Consider the following 557-nt stretch of genomic DNA (forward strand, 5'->3'; position numbering starts at 1 on the left):
CAGTCGGCTGTTACTGGCCGACCGTGAGGCGATTTTGCTGAGTTCGTTCACCGAAACGAGAGCGGACGGTCGTGAGCACGAACAAGGCGTCTTTGGCCGCGGATTCGACAACGGGCTGGTCGCGATCACTCGGCGGCTGATGGCGACGGGATTGCTGTCTGTGAACGATCCCGAAACTGAGGAGGCCTGAGTCTCCACGGGAGCGTCGGAGAGAACGTCATATCATTGGCCGAGAACGGCAGACGTGTCCCCGATGGCACCGACTGCCGTCTCTCGGCGCGATGTCTTCCGTTCGATAGCGACAACAGAGTATCTCGACTGGCCGGCGTATGACTCGACGCCACTGTACGACCAGAGTTCACTGACGGCGCTCATTGAGGATTTCCGGACCGTCTCGGGAATCTGGTTCGAGCACAACGCCCACGACTCGGTTGAGGGGTTCGTCTGTCAGTATCCACTGCCCTACGTGGAGTTCAGTCCCCACGACCAGTACTCCGGTCCGACTCGATACGAGATGTCACAGCTCTTCAGGGCATTCCTGCTGAAAGAGATACACG

At 59.1% G+C, this 557-nt stretch carries 2 pseudogenes; both read left to right on the forward strand.

Going from position 1 to position 557, the window contains the following annotated elements:
- A pseudogene (locus DVK07_RS20850) lies at nt 1-190 on the forward strand (TrmB family transcriptional regulator); the annotation flags it as partial.
- Nucleotides 191-253: 63 nt separating this feature from the next.
- A pseudogene (locus DVK07_RS20855) lies at nt 254-557 on the forward strand (transposase); the annotation flags it as partial.

Source organism: Halorubrum sp. Atlit-26R, from assembly GCF_003666015.1.
Taxonomy (GTDB): domain Archaea; phylum Halobacteriota; class Halobacteria; order Halobacteriales; family Haloferacaceae; genus Halorubrum.